Genomic DNA, 18,177 nt, shown 5'->3' on the forward strand with positions numbered 1-18,177 from the left:
CGTAGGCGCCGCCACCGACGCCGGTGTACCCGTACCGGGACGTGGACATGGACCACGTCCCGGTACGCCCTGGAGACGACGAGGCCCGGCGTACCGGCACGTCGGCCTGCACGGAGGTCCGACCCGGGCCGCCGGACCGACGGTCAGTTGCGCGAGTTGCCGAAGATGAGGCGGTAGGCGACGAGGAGGACCAGGGAGCCCGCGATGGCGGAGCCCCAGGTCGCGAGGTCGAAGAAGTCGTTCTGGATCGACCGGTCCAGGAACTTCGCCGAGAGCCAGCCGCCGGTGAAGGCACCGGCGATGCCGATGAGGGTGGTGCCGATCAGGCCGCCCGGGTCACGGCCGGGCAGCAGGACCTTGGCGATCCCGCCCGCCAGCAGTCCGAGGATGATCCAGCCGATGATGCCCATGCCCGTTCACTCCGCTTCGATGTGCGCGGCCCGTAGTGCGCGCGACGTCCGTTCAGGTCTCACGGGGAGAGACGCGTGAACAGGTGAAACGGTTCTCAGATGCGCCGCCGGGACCCGGGGGCGGGCCTGAGGACGGCCACCGCCACCAAGCCCAGCACCGCGGCTCCCGCGACTCCGACCCCTCCCGCCGCCAGGAATCCGCCGCGGGAGCGCCAGGACAGCACCGACAGCGCCGACTGGGCGGAGGCGAACGAGCCCGCGCTCAGCACGGATCCCACCGATGCGGCCGACAGCGCCGAGCCGATCGAACCGACCGACAGCACGCTCCCGACCGATCCGATGGAGAGGATCGACCCCACCGAACCGATGGAGAGGATCGAGCCCTTGGAGCGGAGCGAGAGGAACGAACCGTCGTCGGCAGCCATGCGGCTCATGCTGCCACACCGGCCATCGGAGCGGACTGAGGCGCGGACTGGGGTGCAGCCTGGGGCGCGGACTGGGGTGCAGCCTGGGGCGCGGACTGAGCCGGAACGGCCGCCGGCTGCTGCGGGGCACGTGTGAGCAACAGCACGCCGCGGGCCGCCGCGAGCGCTCCCGCCACGGCCAACAGGACCCCGAACGCTCCTCCTTGGATGCGCTCACCGAGCAGGATCATCCCGATCGCGGCCGCGGCCAGCGGGTTGGTCAAGTTGACCACCGCGAGCGGGGCGCCGAGGCCGCCCCGGTAGGCCCGCTGGGACAGGAGCATCCCGCCGACCGCGAAGACCACCACGAGCAGCGCCACCGAGACGACCCGGAAGCTGAGCAGGGATCCGCCGCGGCCGCCCGCCACGGCGACGGTCTGGGTCAGGGCGGAGGCGGCCGCGGAGGCCAGCCCGGACGCCGTCGCGTGGCGCAGCCCCGAGCGGGTGTCGCTCCGCGCGGTCAGCAGCATGATCACCGCGGCCGTGGCCCCCGAGACGGCGAGCGCCTCGGCCAGGGTCAGGGTCTCGTCGGGGGACGGGCCGGAGGCGGGCAGCAGGAGCAGGCCGAGGCCGACGACGGTGGCCAGGGTGCCGCGCCACTCGCTGGCCACGACCCGCCGCCCGGCGCCGCGCGCGCCCAGCGGCACGGCGGCGACGAGGGTGAGCGCGCCGAGCGGCTGGACCAGCGTGAGCGGCCCGTACCGCAGGGCGGCGGCGTGCAGGAGCGCGGCCGCGGCGTTCAGGCCCGCCGACCACCACCAGGCACCGTTGCCGAGCAGCGCCGCTGTGCTGCGGGCGACCGCGCGGCGGGCGAGCCGTTCCTGGGCGACGGCGGCGGCCGCGTAGGTGACGGCTGCGGCGAGGCAGAGCAGGACGGCGAGGAGCGTGGAGTTCACCGGACGGCTCCTACGGGTTCCATTGGCTCCACGGCCGCCGCACCCACCACCGGCACCGGCACCGCGCGCTGTCCCGGCACGCTCCGCCGGGCGATCAGCGAACGGCCGACCGGGCGCGGGACCAGCAGCAGGACGGCTCCGAGGAGCAGCGCGGCGACGATGGAGTCGAGCCAGTAGTGGTTGGCCGTGCCGACGATCACGAGCAGGGTCACCAGCGGGTGCAGCAGCCACAGGGCGCGCCACCGCGAGGAGGTCGCGGCGATCATGCCCAGGGCCAGCATCAGCGCCCAGCCGAAGTGCAGGGAGGGCATTGCGGCGAACTGGTTGGCCATGGTGTCGGCGGCGGGCGCGGCCCCGTAGACGGTCGGCCCGTAGACCTGGCCGGTGTCGATCAGGTGGGCCGCGCCCAGCAGCCGCGGGGGTGCGAGGGGGAAGGCCAGGTGGAGGACGAGGGCCGCGCCGGTCAGGGCGGCCAGGACCCGGCGGGTCCAGAGGTAGTGCGCGGGGCGGCGCAGGTAGAGCCAGACGAGGAAGAGCACCGTGGCGGGAAAGTGCACGGCCGCGTAGTACGTGTTCGCGGTGTGTACGAGGGCGTCGCTGTGCAGGAGCACGCGCTGGACCAGACCTTCGCCGGGCAGGTGCAGGGCGCGCTCGGCGTCCCAGACCCGGGCGGCGTTGCGGAAGGCCTCGTCCGTGCGGCCGGTGGCCAGGGTACGGCCGCACTTGTACACGGCGAAGAGACCCACGACGAGCAGGAGCTCGCGTATGAGGCGGCGGCGGGCGCCCGGCCCGGTACCGGCTCCGACGGGTGTGGTGTGGGCGGTCATCCCCCGGTCTCGCTTCCTGTACACAGCTACACGGCTCACAATCGACACACCAGTGTATCGATACATTCTCGTATCGATACGAGTGTGTACCGAAACGCTCGCGTTCCCGTAGACTTTCACTAGAGGCCGCCGCCGCGCGAACGGATTTCGCCGGTGCGTCAGGTCCAAGTGGCACGCAGAATCGAGGAGAGCCGCCCATGACGTCGCCGACGCCGGAAGCCGCCCCGGCCCCCGCGCGCCGCTCCAAAATCACACCGGAGCGGGAGCAGCAGCTCTACGACGCCGTCCTGGACCAGCTGCGCGAGGACGGCTACGAGGCGCTGACCATGGAGAAGATCGCCGCCCGTGCCACCTGCGGGAAGTCCACGCTCTACCGGCAGTGGAAGACCAAACCGCAGCTCGTCGCCGCCGCCCTGCGTGCGGACCGGCGCGGAACCCTCGCGGCGGTGGACACCGGAAACCTGGCGGGAGACCTGCGCGAGGCGGCCCGGCTCGCCGCCTGCACCTCGGGGCGCGACACCCGGCTGATGCAGGCCCTCGGGCATGCGGTGCTGAGCGACGAGGAGCTGAAGGCGGCCCTGCGCGAGGCTCTGGTGGAGCCGGAGCTGGCGGCGTTCGACTCGATCGTGGCGCGGGCCGTGGCGCGGGGCGAGCTCGCCCCCGGGAACCCGGCCGTGGAGTTCCTGCCGGCGCAGCTGATGGGCGTGCTGCGCATCCGGCCCGTGCTGGAGGGGCGCTACGCCGACGCCGAGTACCTCGTACGGTTCGTCGACGCCTGCCTGCTGCCGGTGCTGGGCACGGCCCCGCCGGAAGCGGGACGGGCCCCCCGCAGCCAGGCCCCCTGAACCAGCGGGCCGCCGTCCCCGATGACCGGGCGGCGACCCGCTCGCGCTGCCTCGTGGGGACGGTGGCAGCGCAGCCCCCGGACCGGACGGCGGGCACTCCCTCGCGGAGTGGCCGCCGACCGGTCCGTGCGGCGATCGCCCGGACCCCCGGGCGGACCGGCGCCGGCCCGCGCGGCCGGCTCAGCTCAGCTCCTGGCCGCGCCCATCGCCCGCGCGAACTCCTCGGGGTCGGCGTCGAAGCCCCGTAGGGCCGGATCCACCGACCAGACCCCCGCGGCGTCCCGGGTGAACTCCGCCACCGTGACCGCGCTCGCCGCGCCGAAGGCCGTGAGGTCGTCCACCGCGAGATCGGTGTAGCCCTCCCGGATGCGCAGCCCCTTTCCCGCGACGTCGGCGAAGGTCAGCGCCGGGCCGCCGCCCGGCCGCTGGATCACCACCCCCACCACGACCCGGATCAGCTCCTCCGCGATCCGGTTCAGTTCGAGGGTCATCACCTCGTCGAAACCCAGCCCCAGCCCGGTCTTGCTGTCCCGGTTCAGCGTGATGGTGCCGTCCGGCGAACGGCTGCCGAAGTGCACCAGGTGGACGGGCTCCCCGTACGGGTCCACGGCGGCATACACCGCCGCCAGCAGGTCGAGGTCGTGGACGGGCGCTCCCGCCGGACTGGGATCCCACCGCAGCGCGATCTCCACCTTGGCCAGGCCCTTGCGTACTCCGCTCACCGAACTCCCCCTCCGACCACCGTGTGTTGCCCGCCCATGCTGTCACGGGTCCCGCCCCGGGGCTCGAACGACCGTACGTTCCCGGCCAGTCCCGGGCGGGCGCGGCGGGTCGAGGCGGGCCCGGGCGGAGGCGGCTACCAGTCCCCGTCCTGTACCGCCTTGCCCGGCCGGGTCCCGTTCCCCAGGGGTGCGACCTGGCCGGGGGCGGGCTGAGCCCACGGAGCCTCGTCGGCCCCGAGCCATTCGCCCACCGGCTGCACCTGGCCGAGGGTGCCGGAGGGGGCGAGGTCGGCGGCGTCCTCGTCGTAGTAGTCGAACCACGGCAGCCCGGCCTTCGTGTAGGCGGCACGGTCCACCGGCGAGGGCGGCGGCTCCTCCCCCGTGATCCTGCGCCACGCGGGCGGGGTCACCAGGTGGACGAAGACCCGCGCGGCCGGCTCGGACGCCCACTCCTTCGCCTTGCGGTCGTCGCGGTACACCTCCTGGCGCATCGAGCCGCCGACGCCGAGCCCCATCGCCGGCGCCGCCTGCGGGACCGGCCCGCCGCCCGACCGCCGCAGCGGACCCCCGGCCGCGGCCGGGGCCGCCGGCGCCCCGGGAGGCCCGCCCGGTGCCGGGGCCGCCATCGGCGCCGGCACCGCCATCGGCATCCCCGGGGGCGCTCCGTAGCCGCCGCCCGCGGGACCGCCCGGCGGCAGGCTCCCGTACGGAACGCCGCGGACCCGGCTGGTCCCGGCCGTGCGCGCCCGCTCCTCCTCCCGCCAGCGCTCCAGCGCCTTCGCGCCGAGCGGGAAGGCCTGGAGCTGCACACCGCCCGCGGTCTCCTCGCCGGTGACCTGGCCCTCCACGGTGGCGCCGAGCCCCAGCGGGACGGCGACGAACTGGCGGACCGTACCCGTGCCCGAATTGATCCCGTCCAGCCACGGCTGGCGGGGCAGCACGAGGTAGTTCTGCGGGCGGCGCCCGAGCACGCCCGTCCACCGCTCGCCGGAGACGGCGCACACCTTGCCGACCCCGACCTGGAGGGCGGTGGGTTCCCGGGTCCCGCCGAAGCTGAGCCACATCGCCTCGCGCAGGTACACGGGGAGCATCACCCCGCCCTTGGCGAGCCAGTCCGCCGGAACCGTGTCCGGATAGTCCTCCACCCGCCGCAGCGGAAACTCCCCCAGCCCCGGCGGCAGATTGTGCGTACCGGTCTCCGGCAGCCGCAGCGTCCTCATGAAACGGACCTGCGCCCCCTCGCCCAGCAGCAGTGCGTTCCCCTCGACCCGTACCCCGCCCTTGGCCACCTCGACCGGCTCCTCTCCTGTTCAAAGCCGGATTCGCCGCAGGATCTGCCGCCGTTCCGGATCGTTACCCTCAAGCTTTGCTCAGATGTCGTGACACTGCGCCCGACGAGTTCCTAGCTTCCTCATATACGCGTCCACCAGCCTCCGCGGTTCCCCGCGCCCCGGCTCGGTCCCGGTGCGCTCCGCGCGCTCCCGCGCGGCCCCGTCCGCCCCGTGACCCGCGTATCCGCGTACCCCAGGAAAGAGTGCAGCATGAAGGTTCCCAAGGCCGGCGCCATCGCCGCAGTGATCGGTCTCGCCCTGACCGCATCGGCGTGTGGCGGTGACGATGACCAGGGGACCTTCTCCGTCGGCATCAAGTTCGACCAGCCGGGCGTCGGGATGCGGGAGCCCGACGGCAGCTTCAGCGGCTTCGACGTGGACGTGGCGACGTACATCGCGAAGGAGCTCGGCTACACGAAGGACCGGATCGCCTTCAAGGAGGTCCTCAGCAACGACCGCGAGCTCTTGATCCAGTACAACGAGGTCGAGATCGTGGCGGCCAGCTACTCGATCAACGAGAAGCGCAAGCAGAAGGTCGACTTCGCCGGGCCGTACTTCCTCGCGCACCAGGATCTGATGGTCCGCGCCGACGACGCGACCATCACCAAGGCCGAGGACCTCAACAACGCCAACAAGCGCCTGTGTTCGGTGACGGGCTCGACCTCGGCGGAGAACGTCAGGAAGAACCTCGCCCCCAAGGCGAGCCTCCTGGAGCTCGGTGGCTACTCCGAATGCGTCGTCGCCCTCAAGGAGGGCCTGGTCGATGCCATGACCACGGACAACTCCATCCTGGCCGGTTACACCGCCCGCAAGGGCAACGAGGGCAAGTTCCGGCTGATCGGGCTGAGCCTGAGCAGCGAGAACTACGGAATCGGCATGAAGAAGGGCAACACCGAGCTCCAGGTGAAGATCAACAACGCGATCCGCAAGATGGTCGAGGACGGCACCTGGGAAGCGGCCGTGAAGAAGAACTTCGGCCCGGACTACAAGTACGAGGCCGCGCCCGCCATCACAACGGGCAGCTGACGACCGTCGAGGCGGTGGCCGGGTCCGACCAGTCGGCGTCGAAGCGGGCGTTGACCACGTAGAGCCGGCCGCCGTACACCGCGGCCGTCGTCGGCTCGTCGAAGCGCGGGTCGGTGATCCGCTTGACGAAGCGGGCCCGGCGGCCGTCCCCGCTCAGGGTGAACACGTCCACGGCATAGGCCCAGTTGCGTACGACGTACAGGGTCCGCCCGTGCACCACGAGTCCGTCGCCGTTGCGCACGGAGCCGCCGTCGAGCACGGTCCGGGTGGCGACGCCGGTGCGCGGGTCCACCCGGAACAGCGCCTCGGCGGTGTCGTGCACCACGAGCAGCGCCCGGCCGTCGGGGGTCCGCTCGATCCCGTTGGCACCCCAGTACGCGCCGCCGGGCGGGACGGGGTCCCACTCGCCGCCGAGCCCCAGCGCCCGGGGCTCCGCACCGGGGCCGGTCAGGTCCCGGCCCAGCGGCAGGAAGTACAGGACGTCCGCGAAGGAATCGGTGAACCAGGCACCGCCGCAGCCGACGACGGCGTCGTTGACGAAGGCCGTGCCGGTCGCGGCCTGGTGGGTGGCCAGAACTCGACCGTCCCGGGCGTCGACCACCCGGATCTGCCCACTGGCGCCGCCCGCGACCAGCAGCCTGCCGTACGGGTCGAGCTTGAGCCCCACCGACATGGGCCCCTCGCCCCGGGTGATGATCCGCCCGGCGCCGGTGGCGAGGTCGAAGCGGTAGACCGAGCCGTCGAGCAGCGAGCCCGTGTAGGCCGTGCCGTGCGCGGAAACGGCGATCCCCTCGGGCTGGAAGCCCGCCGGGATCGCCACCGTGTCGGGCCGCGGCGGCCGGACCGCCTGCTGCGCCGGGACTTCCCGCGCCTGGGCGAGCGGCGCCCCCGTACCGACGAGCGCGGCGCCTCCCAGCGCCGCGGCCGCACCGATGAAACCGCGCCGTCCTATTCTCCCCGTCATGACTGATCCTCTCAACTGCCGTGTGCATCAGGTGGGTTGACTCGCACACACCCCACCACACCGATTGCTCCCCGGCAGCCCCCTGTCGGGATCATTCACAAGGGGACGACGAAGCTCACCCTTCGGAAACCGGGGCCTTGACGCGCAGGACGGTCAGGAACTCCCGCATCCAGGCGGAGTGGTCGGGCCAGGCCCGGGCCGAGACCAGCGTGCCGTCGACCACGGCTTCGGAGTCCTCGAACGCGGCGCCGGCCGCCTTCATGTCCAGTTCCAGAGCCGGATAGGCCGTGACCCGGCGGCCGTCGAGCGCGCCGGCCGCGGCGGTGATCAGGGGGCCGTGGCAGATCTGCGCGATCGGCTTGTCGGACCCGGCGAAGGCCGCCAGGATCCGCCGCACCTCGGGGTCGTTGCGCAGGTACTCCGGGGCGCGTCCGCCGGGCACGACCAGCGCCGCGTACTCCCCCGGGTCCACGTCGGCGAAGGCGATGTCGGCGGGCCAGGTGTAGCCGGGCTTCTCGGTGTAGGTGTCGAAGCCGTCCTCGAAGTCGTGTACGACGAACCGCAGCTTCTTCACCGCCGGCGCCGCGATGTGGACCTCGTACCCCTCCTCGAGCAGGCGCTGGTAGGGGTAGAGGACTTCCAGAGATTCCGCCGCGTCGCCGGTCACGATGAGGATCTTCGGTGCCATGGGCTGCTCCTGGTAGGGCTGTTCACGGTGTGGCCTCCGTCACCGTGCCCGCGCCGACCGTTCCTGCATAGGGATTCTTGCGCCAATCACCCGGATGACGCGCGTAGAAAATCCTGCCTCCCGACACGTGCTTTTTACCTGTAGGGCACATGACAATGTGAATCTCGCTCTGCCACCTGATGCCCCGCCAATTCCCCGGGCGGGAGCGGTGCGTGTGGAGAGGTACCCCCACGTGATGAGAATCTCCCGCCTTACTCCTTGGGCAGCCGGCCTCGCGGCCGCGTCCCTCATACTGCTCCCGGCCTCCGCCTCGGCGGGCCAGCAGAACGAGGCCGCCCCCACGGCGGCTTCGGCCTCCGCCGCCGTCGACACCTACTACGCCGCCGCCGAGGGCAAGACCGGCGCCGCGCTCAAGACGGCGCTGCACAACATCATCAAGACCCAGTCCAAGGTGACGTACGACGGCGTGTGGAACGCCCTGAAGGTCACCGACCAGGACCCCGCGAACTCGAACAACGTCATCCTGGTCTACTCGGGCCGCTCACAGTCCAAGTCCACCAACGGCGGTGGCGTCAACGACTGGAACCGCGAGCACGTCTGGGCCAAGAGCCACGGCGACTTCGGCACCGCCACCGGCCCCGGGACCGACCTGCACCACCTCAGGCCCGAGGACGTCACCGTCAACAGCACCCGCGGGAACAAGGACTTCGACCTGGGCGGCGGCCCCGTCTCCGAGGCCCCGGGCAGCCTCACCGACGCCGACTCCTTCGAGCCGCGCAACGCGGTCAAGGGCGATGTCGCCCGCATGCTGCTCTACATGGCCGTGCGCTACGACGGCGGTGACGGTTTCGCCGACCTGGAGATGAACGACAAGGTCAACAACGGCAGCGCGCCCCTCTTCGGCAAGATCAGCGTCCTGAAGCAGTGGAACCTGCAGGACCCGCCGGACGCCTTCGAGCAGCGCCGCAACCAGGTCATCTACGACACCTACCAGCACAACCGGAACCCGTTCATCGACCACCCGGAGTGGGTCAACTCCATCTGGTAGGCGCGCACCCGGGCCCCTCGGCGGGCTACTGCACGCCGAGGGCCATCCACTTCTCCGGGGCCGCGAGCGGCTCGAAGCCGACCTTCGCGTACACCTCGTGGGCGTCCGCGGTCGCCAGCAGGATCCTGCGCAGCCCGTACGGGGCGAGGTGGTCCCGCACCGCCCCCGCCACGGCGGTTCCGAGCCCCTTGCCCCGAACGCCCCGGTCCACGTACACGTCGCAGAGCCAGGCGAAGGTGGCCCGGTCGGTGATGACCCGCGCGTAGGCCACCTGGACGCCGGACACGGAGTCGTAGACCCCGTAGTTGAGAGACCCCTCGATGGCGGCTTCCTGCTTCTCCCGGGTCCGGCCGAGGGCCCAGTAGGCGTCCTCGGAGAGCCACCGGTGGATCAGCGCCCGGTCGAGGCGGTCGGGGCCGGTGGAAATCTCATAGCCCTCGGGCGAGGGCAGCGCGGTGTCGTCGTTCATGCCCGCATCCAAGCAAAGCGCCCCGGACGCGGCCAGCAGGTTTCGGCAGCCGAGACGCGGCACGCTCCCTAGAGCCGGTCGGCCAGGGCCTTGAAGGCCGGCCAGTCCAGGGCCGGGGTGCGGGAGTCCCAGACCTTCTGGGACAGCGCGGCGAGCGGGAGCCGGATGCCGGCCGCGACCTGGGCCTGGGTCTGCGCTCCGGCCAGATCGCACCAGACGGCGAGCCGTGCGCCCAGGATCTGCCCGGCGTACCGCGCGGGCACGGCCGCGGTGCCGCGCAGCACGAGCGGGGTCCACTGCTCGTAGATGCGCCGGCCGTCGGGGTACGTGAACTGGTTCGGCTGCCCCAGCACGTAGTAGAGGTATTCGTCGTTGAGGTTGACGACCTTGCGGCCCTCCCGCAGGTACTCCAGCGGCGGCCGGGCGCCGTTCTCCTTGCCCGTCCAGTACTCGACCTGGATGTCCCGGGCCGGCTGGGCGATCCCTCCGGTGAAGAAGCCGTCGTTCCAGGCCGCCGGTACCCGTCCCGCCGGACGGACCACGTCCGCGCGGTCGTTCAGCCAGCCCGTCGCCAGGTCCTGGACCCGGGCGGTGGGCCCGTACCGCTGCCGGGCGGCGGTCGTGAGCTGCGGGAAGGAGGTCTGCGGATCGCGGTAGACCAGCGCCTGGTACTCGTCGGCGCCCAGGTTCCACAGGGCGCCGGGGAACAACGGCAGGTATTCCCGCAGGAGTTCGTCCACGAGTTTCGCCGAGGCCGGGTTCGCGATGTCGACCGCTCCCTTGACCGCCCTGCCCTGCACGTCACGCAGTTGCAGCCCGGGGTGGGCGCGCAGGACCGCACCGAGGTGGCCAGGCGAGTCGATCTCGGGGACGACCGTGATGTGCAGCCGGGCGGCGAGCGCGGTGATCCCGCGCACCTGCGCCTTGGTGAGGTGCGGGGTGGAGACGATCTCGGGGTGGGTGTCGGACTGGATGCGGAAGGCCTGGTCGTCGGAGAAGTGCAGTCCGAGCTGGTTGAGCTTCAGGTCGGCCATCTCGCGCAGCCGGTCCTCGATCCAGTCCGGGGTGAAGTACTTGCGGGCGATGTCGAGGTTGAGCCCGCGCTGCGGTTTGGCCGGGGCGTCGCGCACGGTGCCCTCCGGGGCCGAGCGGCCGCCGCTCACCTCCTGTTTGAGGGTGCGGGTGCCGTAGAACACCCCGGCCTGGTCGGGTCCGGTGATCCGGACCTGCCCGTCGCGCACGGTGAGGGTGTACGACTCGGGCGCGCCGGAGCCCTTCGTCCCGAGGGACAGTTCCACGTCGCCCTTGCGGGGGGTGGCCGATTCGGCGAACCCGATCCGCAGCTCACCTGCCAGCAGCTTGCCCTCGTCCGCCAGGGCCGCGCTGTCGGCCGGCGGTACGACGACCCGTGCCTCGGGTCCGGGCCGCCACCCGGGGCCGCGGGCCGGCACGTGTTCCCGTACGGCCGGGACGGTGCGCGGGGCGGTGGACAGCGGAAAGCTCGGCGTGGGCGTGGGCGTCGGCGAGGGCGCCTGGGCTTGTGGGGTGGAGGGCGTGCCGGCGGGGGTGGCGGCGGATTCCGTCGCGCCCGCCGGAGTGCTCGCGGCGGCCGGGGCCCGGGCCTCCCCCGGGCCGGACGCGCCGGACGCACAGCCGGGGACGGCGGCAAGGGTGACCAGCGCGGCGAGGGTTGCCGTCGCGATGACGTGGCTGCGCCCGTACTGCTTCGTCTGCGGCATCATGCACCTTTCCCCCGTACCAACGTGGCACGGGGGACTGCGGTGCGCGACCCGGGCGGAGGATCAGGCGAGCGTGCCGAGGGCCGACTCGGCGAACCCGTGGTCCTGGGCCGGGGCTCCGCCGCCGACGCCGATGGCTCCGACGAGCCTGCCGTCGCGGTGGACCGGCAGCCCGCCCGCGATGAACAGCAGCGGCCGGTCCAGGGCGGTGGGCAGGGTGTGGAAGGGGCCGCCGGGCTGGACGGCGTCGACGAGATCGGCGGTCGGGGCGTCCAGCTGCAGCGCCGTGAAGGCCTTGCGGGTGCTGGTCTCGCCCGAGATCAGGACGGCCCGGTCGTCGCGCCGGAAGGCGAGGGGGTGGCCGCCCGCGTCGAGCACGGTGACGCTGACGGCGACCCCGGCCGCTTCGGCGGCTGCCGTGGCGGCGGCGACCAGCGTCTCGGCGTCCGCGGTGGTCAGAGGGGCGACGGCGGTGCGAGTGGGGGTGGGGGTGGGGGTGGACATGCGGGTCTCCTGTGATCTGGGGATGCGGGCGGGGCGGGCGGGGCGAGGTGGGTGGGTGGGTGGGTCAGTGGTGGGCCGGGACTGCGGCGGTCGCCGCCGGGGCGCCGGCCGCGACGACCCGGCTGCCGTTTTCGCCGCCCGCTCGGTTCCCCGTACGCCGTTCCAGCGCACCGGAGGCCAGGGCGAGGGCCAGGGCGGAGGCTGCCAGGGCCGCGCCGACCCAGTTCGGGGCGGTCCAGCCGAGTCCGGCGGCGATGACGAGCCCGCCGAGCCAGGCGGCGAGGGCGTTGCCGAGGTTGAAGGCGCCGATGTTCACGGCGGAGGCCAGGGTGGGGGCGCCGGCGGCCTGGTCGAGGACTCGCTTCTGCAGCGGCGGCACGGTGGCGAAGCCGAGGGCCCCGATGAGGAAGAGGGTGACGGCGGCGCCGGCCCGGGTGTGGGCCGTGAGGGTGAAGGCGGCCAGGACCACGGCGAGCGCGCCGAGGGAGGTGTAGAGCATCGGCATCAGGGCGCGGTCGGCGAAGCGGCCGCCGACGAGGTTGCCCGCGACCATGCCGAGGCCGAGGAGGACGAGCAGCCAGGTGACGGAGGTGTCGGCGAATCCGGCGACGTTGGTCATCATCGGGGTGATGTAGGTGATGGCGGCGAAGACCCCGCCGAAGCCCAGGACGGTCATCCCCATCGCCAGGAGCACCTGGACGTTGCGGAACGCGGCCAGCTCGTGGCGGATCCGTACGCCCTCGGGGCGCGGCAGGTCGGGAACGAGCCGGGCGATGCCGAGCAGGCCGAGGAGGCCCAGCGAGGCGACGATGAGGAAGGTGACGCGCCAGCCGAGGTGCTGGCCGACGAGGGTGCCGAGCGGGACGCCGACGACGTTGGCCACGGTGAGGCCGGTGAACATCATGGCGATGGCTCCGGCCTTCTTCTCGGGGGCGACGAGCTCGGCCGCGACGACCGCGCCGATGCCGAAGAAGGCGCCGTGGGCGAGGGAGGCCACGACCCGCCCGGCGAGCATGACGCCGAAGGCGGGGGCCAGCGCGGAGATCACGTTGCCCACGATGAACAGGCCCATGAGCAGCATCAGCATGCGCTTGCGCGGGATGCGGGTGCCGAGCACGGTCATCAGCGGAGCGCCGAGGACCACGCCGAGGGCGTAGCCGGTGACGAGGAAGCCCGCGGTGGGGATCGAGACGCCGTAGGTGCCGGCGACCTCGGGAAGCAGGCCCATGATCACGAATTCGGTGGTGCCGATCCCGAAGGCGCCGATGGCGAGTGCGAGGAGTGCGAGAGGCATGAGGGGGTGCCCTTCAAGGGGAGGGTGCGTGTGCTGCGCGGCCGGTGTCCGCGGGGTCCGGGCCGACCGGGCCCCGGCCGGGGGCGGGGCGGTATTGACCACGGCGGGTTGCCTGCGTCCACATTAATTGCAGACGCGGGATATTTGCAAGCGCGGGCAATTGCAGACGTGCCCTATCCTGGACTCACACGCCTTCGAGGAGGAAGCCCATGACGGCCACGGACAGCGCACTCACCGCCCTCTCCCAGGGCTGGTGCGCCCTCTCCCTCCTCCACGGGCGGATCGAGACGCACATCGAGCGCGCGCTCCAGGCGGGACACGAACTGAGCGTGCGCGAGTACTCCCTGCTCGACGTGCTCAGCCGCCAGCACAGCGGCCCTGGCGGGCACCTGCGCATGCACCAGGTCGCGGAATCCGTAGTGCTCAGCCAGAGCGCGACGACGCGGCTGGTCAGCCGGCTCGAGGACCGCGGGCTGCTCAGCCGTTACCTGTGCGACACCGACCGCCGGGGCATCTACACCGAAGTCAGCGCCGCCGGCCTGGAGCTCCTGGCCGCGGCCCGCCCCACCAACGACACCGCCCTGCGCGAGGCCCTGGACGAGGCGGCACGCAATCCGGAGCTCGCCCTGCTGGTGGCCGCCGTACGGAACACCCCCGCATCCTGAACCCGCCCTCGCCAACTGTGGTGCGGACACCGCCGACTAGCCTGCCCTCATGGTTTTCAAACGTCTGTTGGGCAGGGGCGGCATACCGCTCGAAGTGGATACGGTGGTCGAGTCCGGGCCGGTACGACCAGGATCGGTTCTCCGCGGGGAAGTGGTGGTCCGCGCCCCCGAACGGTCCGTGGAAGTGGAATCCATCAGCCTCGATCTCGTCGTCGGACTGAAATCGGGTACCACGGAATACGACGACCGGCCCAACTTCGGCCATCCGAGCGTCTCCGGCTGGTTCACCCTGGAGAAGGGCGAGGAGAAGCGGGTGCCGTTCCGGCACCGGCTCCGGTGGGAGTCCCCGGTGTCCGAGGTCAACGGGCAGGCCCTCGGAGTGTTCCTCGGCCTGAGCACCGAGGTGGAGACCAAGAACGGGGCCAAGGGGCAGACCGACCACGACCTCGTGCACGTCGCCGCGCTGCCCCTGCACGAGGCCGTCATCGACGCCTTCGCCGTCGAGGGCTACCTGTGCGACACCGCCCGGATCGACGACTCCTCCATCCCCCGCACCGAGTCGCACCTCTATCTCCGGCAGAGCTTCCTGCTCGTCGACCGCCTCGGCGGGGACGGCCGTCCGCGCGAGCTGGAACTCACCTTCTTCACCAACTCCGTCGGCTGCGAGATCTATCTCCGCAAGGCCGCCCTGAAAACGGAGGACTGGCGGGACAAGCCCCCGGCCCTGCGGTACGTGGCCGCCCACCACGACATCGGCCGCGTCGACTTCGCAGGGGAGGCCCGGCAATGGATCTCCGATGTGTCCCTGTTGCGCGGCCACCACGCCGGCGAGGACGACGCGGACGACGACTACTGACCGGCTCCCACGGGTCCCGGGCCGGGCAAGATCCGAAAGAGCCGGCCTAGATCCGCTGAGCCAGTACCTGGCCCGGCCAAGTGCCGGAGAGGAAACGGTCGGTGCGGGTGAAGCCGTTGCGTTCGTAGTACGCGACCAGTTCGCCCGTACCGCCCGCCCAGCAGTCGACCCGCAGCAGCTCCACGCCCGCCCGCCTGGTCTCCTCCACGGCCCGGGCCAGCAACGCGGCGCCGATGCCCAGGCCCGCGAGGCGCCGGTCGGAGACCAGCAGCCGGACGTACCGCTCGGGTTCCCCGGCCGGCGCGATCATCGGCATCTTCGGGCTCGGCCCGGAGTCCAGCACCAGGGCCCCGACGGGCACCCCGTCCAGCTCCGCGAGGTACGGGGAGTTCTCGGTCGTGTACCGCTGGACCCGCTCCACCCCGCCGGGAATGCGCGAGTACGGGACCGTCCCCCACTGCTCCGTGTTCCCGCGGGCGTTCATCCAGGCCACCGCGGAGTCGAGCATGTCCAGAACGGCCGGTACGTCCGCCGGGCCGCCGGGCCGGATCCGCATGCCGTGCGTGCTGTCGTTCATGGGATGAGCCTAGGCCGTGTCGCGGTGCGGGCCACCGGCGCCCAGCGCGCGGTACTCCGAGGGCGTGAGCCCGTACGCCTCGCGGAACGCGCGGCTGAAGACCACGGGCCCGCTGAAGCCCCAGCGGGCGGCGATGGACTGCACCCGGTGGGCGGCGAGTTCGGGCCGGTCCAGGTCGGCGCGGCACTGTTCGAGGCGGCGCCGACGGATCCGGGCCTGGACGCTCTCCCCCTGCCCCTGGAAGAGCTGGTGGAGCCCGCGCACCGAGATGTTGTGGCGGGCCGCGATGGCGGGCGGGGCCAGCTCCGGGTCGCCGAGATGGTGCTCGATGAAGGCGTGGATCCGCCGCAGGAGAACCTCCGTGCGGGCTTCGGAGGGGATGCTGTCCTCGGCGTCCAGGTGCTGGGCCAGGCAGGCCGTGGCGAGGTCGACGGCGACCGCACCGAGCCGTGCCAGCTCCTGCGGCTCGCATTCGGCGGCGTGGTCCTCCAGGGCGGTCATGAAGGAGGCCAGGATCGCCGCGATTCCGCGGTCACCCGGTATGCGGCGGGCCAGCAGCCGTTCCAGCCGCTCGGGACGCAGCGGCAGGACGTCCCTGGGAAGCATCAGGATCGTCGCCCGCACCTGGCCGCCGTCCGCGAGCATCGTGTTGTCGGAGGGGAGCGAGGTGTCCCACAGCATGAGATCCCCCGCCCCGACCGTGCACTCGTTGCGGTGCTGGGACATCGACGTGACGCCCGTGCGCAGCAGGGCCAGTTGGTACTGCTCGGGATCACCGCGCCGGATCAGCGCGGGGGTCCGCCGGGAACGCAGGGGCGACAGGGCGAACTTGGACGCGCGCAGGGGACCCAGGTCCACCACGGCCGCCTCGCCCTGGAACTCGGCCGGCCGCTCGCTGCTGAGGGCGGCCGGCATCACCTCGCGCGAGATGATGTCGGCGTACCAGTCGAACCTCTCGCCCGCCGGCACCCCGCCCGACGACACCACGTGCCACATCCCGCGCCCCCTGTACGAACTCTTCGGCAGGATCCAAGGATGCGTCCAACGCGGCTCCGGCGGCGCATGGTTGGGGCGCGTGGCGCCCCGTTCCCGCCCCCGCCCCCCGTCAGCGGCGGCCCGGTGAAGCCGTGGGCGGCGGGGAGGAGGGCGAGGGCGAGGCCCGCGACGGGGACGGTGACGGTGACGACGGAGCGGAGGCGGAAGAGCTGGGCCGTGGCGTACCCGTACCGGCCTCCGGCGCCCGCGACGGGCGCGCGGTGGAAGCGTACGAGCTCGTGGGCGCGGCCGAAGGCGAAAGCGGCGACGGGGGGAGCGGCGACGGGGAAACGGATGGGGACGGATCGGACGGGACCGGACCCGGAACAGGGCCGGTCGGCGTGGGCGACGGCGGCGCGGCCGGCGGCACCGGTACCGGCCCCGGGCGGACGGGAGCGTCCGGGGCCAGCACCCCGTACCCCACCACCACCGCGGCGGCCGCGGCCAGCCCCGCCAACGGCAGCGTGAAACCGCGCGGCAGGGCCCACGGCAGGCGTCTCGCCCCGGGCCCCGGCGGCTGCGCCGGACTCAGTTCGCGCACGGTGATGCCTGCCGCGCGGGCGTCCAGGGCCTGCCGCAGCCGCTGCTCCACCGGCCGCTCGGCCGGCTCCCTGCCCGGCCCCGCGGGCGGCTCCTGCCCACGCGTCATATCCGCCCCTCCAGAATCCGTTCGAGCGCGTCCAGCCCGCGGCTCGCGTTCGATTTGACCGCCCCCCGGCTGATCCCCAGCGTCTCGGCTATCTCGGCCTCGCTGAGGTCGGCCCAGTAGCGCAGCACCAGCACCTGCCGCCGCCTCGGCGTCAGCCGCCCCAACGCGGCGAGTACCTCGCGGTGCGCCTCGTCGAGGACCACGGACGCCTCGGCGGAGGGTACGTCGGCGGGTGCCTGCGGGGTCCACGCGCGGGCGGTCCGGCGGCGGCGCAGCACGGACCGGGCCGTGTTGACGACGGCGGTGCGCAGGTAGCCCAGCGCGTTGTCCACCTCGGTGATCCGCTCGCCGTGGCGCCGGTACAGGGCGGTGAAGGCGTCTTGCACCACGTCTTCGGCGGTGCCGAGATCGTCCACCAGCAGCACCGCCAGCCGGACCATCCGCAGCCGGTGGGCGTGGTAGAGCTCGGTCACGGTGGGAGGCGGGCCGCCCCCCTCGGAGGGATGGCCGTACGTGTACCCGTGCCGGTACGGCTCCGACGGCGCGGGCGGGGCCGGCGCGGAGGAGCGCTCGCGGCGCAGCAGGAACGACCACAAGCCCCGCCGCGGCCGGTCGAAGCCGGTCGCGGCGGGGCCCATGGACGGTACGAGGTGGAGCACGGGGGTCCTCAGCCGTTGGCGCGGCGCCGCACGGTGTACAGGGTCGCGGCCCCGGCGGTGATCAGCACGGCGGCCCCGGCGCCGAGCGCGGCGTTGGTGGCGGAGGAGCCAGTATGCGCGAGCTCGGGCCCGCCGGGCGAGGCGGGGGCGGCGCTCGGGGCTGCGCTCGGGACCGCGGTCGGGGCGGCGCTGGGGGTCGCGGTCGGGGGCCGGCTGGGGGACGCGCTCGGCTTCGTGCCCGGAGGCAGGCTCGCCGAGGGCGTGGGGGCCGACGGGACCACGCTCGGCGCGGTGCTCGGCGTGGCCGTCGCCGGTGCGGGCGCGGGTGCGGCCACGGTGGGCGAGGCGGACGCCCCTTGTGCGGCGGAGGCCGGCCCGGCCAGCGCGACGGCCACCCCGGCGGCGGCGACGGCGAGGCCCGCCGCCCTGCGGACGGACAGCGGGGCGCGCTTCAGGTTCTTCACGGTGGTTCTCCACGGTCGGCTGCGGGGGCGCGGGTTCACGCCCTT

At 73.0% G+C, this 18,177-nt stretch carries 21 protein-coding genes; 5 read left to right on the top strand and 16 right to left on the bottom strand.

Annotated features, from left to right (window positions below):
• Positions 1-143: 143 nt before the first annotated feature.
• From ACFYM0_RS11970 to ACFYM0_RS11985, 4 genes are all read right to left on the bottom strand, one after another.
• Entirely contained in the window at positions 144-410 is a 267-nt protein-coding gene (locus ACFYM0_RS11970) for a GlsB/YeaQ/YmgE family stress response membrane protein (protein ID WP_327256684.1), read from the bottom strand.
• Between the two features lie 95 nt (positions 411-505).
• Positions 506-835, bottom strand: a complete 330-nt coding sequence (locus tag ACFYM0_RS11975) for a hypothetical protein (RefSeq protein ID WP_388499688.1) — start codon at positions 833-835, stop codon at positions 506-508.
• Between the two features lie 5 nt (positions 836-840).
• On the bottom strand, positions 841-1,770 hold the full coding sequence (locus ACFYM0_RS11980) for a hypothetical protein (RefSeq protein ID WP_388499691.1): 930 nt from the start codon (positions 1,768-1,770) through the stop codon (positions 841-843).
• Entirely contained in the window at positions 1,767-2,597 is an 831-nt protein-coding gene (locus ACFYM0_RS11985; protein WP_388499692.1) for a phosphatase PAP2 family protein, read from the bottom strand. Before ACFYM0_RS11985 ends, ACFYM0_RS11980 begins: the two co-directional genes overlap by 4 nt.
• Before the next feature lie 197 nt (positions 2,598-2,794).
• Here ACFYM0_RS11985 and ACFYM0_RS11990 point away from each other — a divergent pair, with 197 nt between their 5' ends.
• Positions 2,795-3,442, top strand: a complete 648-nt coding sequence (locus tag ACFYM0_RS11990) for a TetR/AcrR family transcriptional regulator (RefSeq protein WP_388499695.1) — start codon at positions 2,795-2,797, stop codon at positions 3,440-3,442.
• Between the two features lie 185 nt (positions 3,443-3,627).
• Here the strand turns inward: ACFYM0_RS11990 and ACFYM0_RS11995 are convergent, their stop codons facing one another.
• Positions 3,628-4,164 (bottom strand): TerD family protein, encoded by a 537-nt coding sequence (locus ACFYM0_RS11995; protein ID WP_388499697.1) that lies wholly within the window; start codon positions 4,162-4,164, stop codon positions 3,628-3,630.
• 134 nt (positions 4,165-4,298) lie between these two features.
• A complete protein-coding gene (locus ACFYM0_RS12000; RefSeq protein ID WP_388499700.1) occupies positions 4,299-5,453 on the bottom strand; it encodes a hypothetical protein in 1,155 nt (384 codons plus the stop codon).
• A gap of 252 nt (positions 5,454-5,705) precedes the next feature.
• Between ACFYM0_RS12000 and ACFYM0_RS12005 the strand changes: the two genes are divergently transcribed.
• Positions 5,706-6,521, top strand: coding sequence for a glutamate ABC transporter substrate-binding protein (locus tag ACFYM0_RS12005; protein WP_388499702.1), 816 nt, complete (start codon positions 5,706-5,708; stop codon positions 6,519-6,521).
• Here ACFYM0_RS12005 and ACFYM0_RS12010 read toward each other — a convergent pair.
• Positions 6,505-7,485, bottom strand: a complete 981-nt coding sequence (locus tag ACFYM0_RS12010) for an SMP-30/gluconolactonase/LRE family protein (RefSeq protein WP_388499705.1) — start codon at positions 7,483-7,485, stop codon at positions 6,505-6,507. The two genes, ACFYM0_RS12005 and ACFYM0_RS12010, sit on opposite strands and share 17 nt — an antisense overlap.
• A 115-nt stretch (positions 7,486-7,600) precedes the next feature.
• Positions 7,601-8,173 carry a DJ-1/PfpI family protein gene (locus tag ACFYM0_RS12015; RefSeq protein ID WP_388499708.1) on the bottom strand — a complete coding sequence of 191 codons (573 nt, stop codon included), beginning with the start codon at positions 8,171-8,173 and terminating at the stop codon, positions 7,601-7,603.
• A 235-nt stretch (positions 8,174-8,408) separates the two neighbouring features.
• On the opposite strand from ACFYM0_RS12015, the gene ACFYM0_RS12020 reads away from it, so the two are divergent.
• On the top strand, positions 8,409-9,221 hold the full coding sequence (locus ACFYM0_RS12020; RefSeq protein WP_388499711.1) for an endonuclease I family protein: 813 nt from the start codon (positions 8,409-8,411) through the stop codon (positions 9,219-9,221).
• 25 nt (positions 9,222-9,246) lie between these two features.
• Here ACFYM0_RS12020 and ACFYM0_RS12025 read toward each other — a convergent pair whose 3' ends face one another.
• The 4 genes from ACFYM0_RS12025 to ACFYM0_RS12040 form a co-directional block, all read right to left on the bottom strand.
• Positions 9,247-9,690: a GNAT family N-acetyltransferase gene (locus ACFYM0_RS12025; RefSeq protein ID WP_388499713.1), complete on the bottom strand. Its 444-nt coding sequence runs from the start codon at positions 9,688-9,690 to the stop codon at positions 9,247-9,249.
• 68 nt (positions 9,691-9,758) lie between these two features.
• Positions 9,759-11,432 carry a family 20 glycosylhydrolase gene (locus tag ACFYM0_RS12030; RefSeq protein ID WP_388499714.1) on the bottom strand — a complete coding sequence of 558 codons (1,674 nt, stop codon included), beginning with the start codon at positions 11,430-11,432 and terminating at the stop codon, positions 9,759-9,761.
• Between the two features lie 60 nt (positions 11,433-11,492).
• Complete coding sequence (locus tag ACFYM0_RS12035) at positions 11,493-11,933, bottom strand: heme-binding protein (protein ID WP_388499717.1); 441 nt, start codon at positions 11,931-11,933, stop codon at positions 11,493-11,495.
• 64 nt (positions 11,934-11,997) lie between these two features.
• Positions 11,998-13,227, bottom strand: a complete 1,230-nt coding sequence (locus tag ACFYM0_RS12040) for an MFS transporter (protein ID WP_388499720.1) — start codon at positions 13,225-13,227, stop codon at positions 11,998-12,000.
• A 209-nt stretch (positions 13,228-13,436) separates the two neighbouring features.
• Between ACFYM0_RS12040 and ACFYM0_RS12045 the strand changes: the two genes are divergently transcribed.
• Positions 13,437-13,892 (top strand): MarR family winged helix-turn-helix transcriptional regulator, encoded by a 456-nt coding sequence (locus tag ACFYM0_RS12045; RefSeq protein WP_388499722.1) that lies wholly within the window; start codon positions 13,437-13,439, stop codon positions 13,890-13,892.
• 49 nt (positions 13,893-13,941) lie between these two features.
• Positions 13,942-14,748, top strand: coding sequence for a sporulation protein (locus tag ACFYM0_RS12050; RefSeq protein WP_388499725.1), 807 nt, complete (start codon positions 13,942-13,944; stop codon positions 14,746-14,748).
• Between the two features lie 46 nt (positions 14,749-14,794).
• Here ACFYM0_RS12050 and ACFYM0_RS12055 read toward each other — a convergent pair whose 3' ends face one another.
• The 4 genes from ACFYM0_RS12055 to ACFYM0_RS12070 form a co-directional block, all read right to left on the bottom strand.
• The gene (locus tag ACFYM0_RS12055; RefSeq protein WP_388499727.1) at positions 14,795-15,325 is read right to left on the bottom strand and encodes a GNAT family N-acetyltransferase; all 531 of its coding nucleotides are present in this window, start codon (positions 15,323-15,325) and stop codon (positions 14,795-14,797) included.
• Positions 15,326-15,334: 9 nt separating this feature from the next.
• Complete coding sequence (locus tag ACFYM0_RS12060; RefSeq protein WP_388499729.1) at positions 15,335-16,321, bottom strand: helix-turn-helix domain-containing protein; 987 nt, start codon at positions 16,319-16,321, stop codon at positions 15,335-15,337.
• Between the two features lie 684 nt (positions 16,322-17,005).
• Positions 17,006-17,647 (bottom strand): SigE family RNA polymerase sigma factor, encoded by a 642-nt coding sequence (locus ACFYM0_RS12065; RefSeq protein WP_388500213.1) that lies wholly within the window; start codon positions 17,645-17,647, stop codon positions 17,006-17,008.
• 29 nt (positions 17,648-17,676) lie between these two features.
• Positions 17,677-18,132 (bottom strand): LPXTG cell wall anchor domain-containing protein, encoded by a 456-nt coding sequence (locus ACFYM0_RS12070; RefSeq protein WP_388499732.1) that lies wholly within the window; start codon positions 18,130-18,132, stop codon positions 17,677-17,679.
• Positions 18,133-18,177 lie beyond the last annotated feature (45 nt).

Source organism: Streptomyces sp. NPDC006487, from assembly GCF_042870555.1.
Classification (GTDB): domain Bacteria; phylum Actinomycetota; class Actinomycetes; order Streptomycetales; family Streptomycetaceae; genus Streptomyces.

What these genes read in the sequence shown, in the direction of transcription:
- ACFYM0_RS12065 (WP_388500213.1), bottom strand. Translation starts at nt 17,647, where the DNA reads ATGGGCCCCGCCGCGACCGGCTTCGACCGGCCGCGGCGGGGCTTGTGG.
- ACFYM0_RS11990 (WP_388499695.1), top strand. Translation starts at nt 2,795, where the DNA reads ATGACGTCGCCGACGCCGGAAGCCGCCCCGGCCCCCGCGCGCCGCTCC.
- ACFYM0_RS12010 (WP_388499705.1), bottom strand. Translation starts at nt 7,485, where the DNA reads ATGACGGGGAGAATAGGACGGCGCGGTTTCATCGGTGCGGCCGCGGCG.
- ACFYM0_RS12030 (WP_388499714.1), bottom strand. Translation starts at nt 11,432, where the DNA reads ATGATGCCGCAGACGAAGCAGTACGGGCGCAGCCACGTCATCGCGACG.
- ACFYM0_RS12015 (WP_388499708.1), bottom strand. Translation starts at nt 8,173, where the DNA reads ATGGCACCGAAGATCCTCATCGTGACCGGCGACGCGGCGGAATCTCTG.
- ACFYM0_RS11975 (WP_388499688.1), bottom strand. Translation starts at nt 835, where the DNA reads ATGGCTGCCGACGACGGTTCGTTCCTCTCGCTCCGCTCCAAGGGCTCG.
- ACFYM0_RS12050 (WP_388499725.1), top strand. Translation starts at nt 13,942, where the DNA reads ATGGTTTTCAAACGTCTGTTGGGCAGGGGCGGCATACCGCTCGAAGTG.
- ACFYM0_RS12020 (WP_388499711.1), top strand. Translation starts at nt 8,409, where the DNA reads ATGAGAATCTCCCGCCTTACTCCTTGGGCAGCCGGCCTCGCGGCCGCG.
- ACFYM0_RS12025 (WP_388499713.1), bottom strand. Translation starts at nt 9,690, where the DNA reads ATGAACGACGACACCGCGCTGCCCTCGCCCGAGGGCTATGAGATTTCC.
- ACFYM0_RS11985 (WP_388499692.1), bottom strand. Translation starts at nt 2,597, where the DNA reads ATGACCGCCCACACCACACCCGTCGGAGCCGGTACCGGGCCGGGCGCC.
- ACFYM0_RS12005 (WP_388499702.1), top strand. Translation starts at nt 5,706, where the DNA reads ATGAAGGTTCCCAAGGCCGGCGCCATCGCCGCAGTGATCGGTCTCGCC.
- ACFYM0_RS12045 (WP_388499722.1), top strand. Translation starts at nt 13,437, where the DNA reads ATGACGGCCACGGACAGCGCACTCACCGCCCTCTCCCAGGGCTGGTGC.
- ACFYM0_RS12060 (WP_388499729.1), bottom strand. Translation starts at nt 16,321, where the DNA reads ATGTGGCACGTGGTGTCGTCGGGCGGGGTGCCGGCGGGCGAGAGGTTC.
- ACFYM0_RS12055 (WP_388499727.1), bottom strand. Translation starts at nt 15,325, where the DNA reads ATGAACGACAGCACGCACGGCATGCGGATCCGGCCCGGCGGCCCGGCG.
- ACFYM0_RS11970 (WP_327256684.1), bottom strand. Translation starts at nt 410, where the DNA reads ATGGGCATCATCGGCTGGATCATCCTCGGACTGCTGGCGGGCGGGATC.
- ACFYM0_RS12035 (WP_388499717.1), bottom strand. Translation starts at nt 11,933, where the DNA reads ATGTCCACCCCCACCCCCACCCCCACTCGCACCGCCGTCGCCCCTCTG.
- ACFYM0_RS12040 (WP_388499720.1), bottom strand. Translation starts at nt 13,227, where the DNA reads ATGCCTCTCGCACTCCTCGCACTCGCCATCGGCGCCTTCGGGATCGGC.